The organism is Candidatus Obscuribacterales bacterium, assembly GCA_036703605.1.
Lineage (GTDB): Bacteria > Cyanobacteriota > Cyanobacteriia > RECH01 > RECH01 > RECH01.
In genome coordinates, this window is record DATNRH010000162.1 from 1 (window position 1) to 1314 (window position 1314).

Genomic DNA, 1314 nt, shown 5'->3' on the forward strand with positions numbered 1-1314 from the left:
GTTGAGAGTGACAAAGCTGATATGGATGTCGAAGCCTTCGAAGATGGATTCCTTGCTGCCATTATCACTGGCGAAGGCGAGACTGGAGCTGTTGGTGCCCCTGTAGCCTTGATTGCCGCAGAGGAGAAAGACATCCCCTCCCTTCAGGCTTACGCTGCTTCTCTTTCTGGAGCTCCCGCCCCGGCTGCTGCAGCACCAGCTGCATCCAGCGCTGCCCCAGCCGCCCCCAAACCAGCTGCTCCTAGGGCTGCCACCCCAGCTGCCGCTTCTGGCGGCCGTGTGACGGCTTCGCCTCTGGCCAAGAAGAAGGCTGAAGAACTTGGTGTTGACATTGGCTCCGTTGCCGGAACTGGACCAGGAGGACGTATCACTGCATCTGATGTCGAAGCTGCTGCGTCTGGAACTGCCCCGACCAAAAAAGCTGCTGCTGCTCCATCCAAGCCTAGCTGGACTCCCGCCCCTGGTGTTATTGCCGCCACACCCACTGCGCGGGCTCTTGCCAAGAAGGCTAAGATCGACCTTGCTACCATCCAGGGAACTGGACAGTTCGGCCGTGTTACCGTTGATGATGTAAAGATGGCTACTGGAGAAAAGAAGCCCGAGCGCAAGCGCACTGTTCCCGGTCAAGAAGTTGTCGAAATGCCAACTGGATTTGTCCCTTTCACTGGTATGCAAAAGGCTGTCAGCAAGAACATGGAAGCCACGCTCCCTGTTCCTGTTTTCCGCACTAGCCGAGAAATCATGATGGATGGTTTTGAAGAGCTCTATGCTAAATTGAAGCCCCAGGGTATTACTGTTTCTGCCATGCTCTCCAAGGCTGTTGCTCTTGCCATTGAGAAGCACCCTATCATCAATAGCTCTTACTCCGACAAGGATGGCGGTGGAATCCAATACAACCCCGATATCAACATTGCCATGGCTGTTGCCATTGATGGCGGTTTGATTACCCCCACTCTTCAATACGCCAACGAACGCAGTGTAGCTGAACTCGGAGAGAATTGGAAGGAACTCGTCGACAAAGCTAGATCTGGAAGTCTATCGCCTGCTGAGTACCAATCTGGAACTTTCACAATCTCCAACTTGGGTATGTTTGGAGTTTCTGAGTTCGGTGCCATCCTTCCACCAGGACAAGGTGGAATCCTTGCCATTGGCGGCACTCAAGATGCCGTCGTTCCATGCAAGCAATCCGTTTTGGGAATGAAGAAGGTCAGAAAGATGACTGTCACACTCACTGCCGACCACCGTCAAATCTACGGAGCAGACTCGGCCCTATTCCTCAAGACACTCGCTGACATCATGGAGAACAAGCTTGAT

Annotated in this window: 1 protein-coding gene; it reads left to right on the forward strand. The window is 53.6% G+C overall.

Annotation, left to right across the window (positions count from 1 at the left end; all coding sequences use genetic code 11):
- Positions 1 to 21 precede the first annotated feature (21 nt).
- Positions 22 to 1314, forward strand: a 1293-nt coding sequence (locus V6D20_03380; GenBank protein HEY9814835.1) for a 2-oxo acid dehydrogenase subunit E2, incomplete at its 3' end; no start/stop codon positions are given.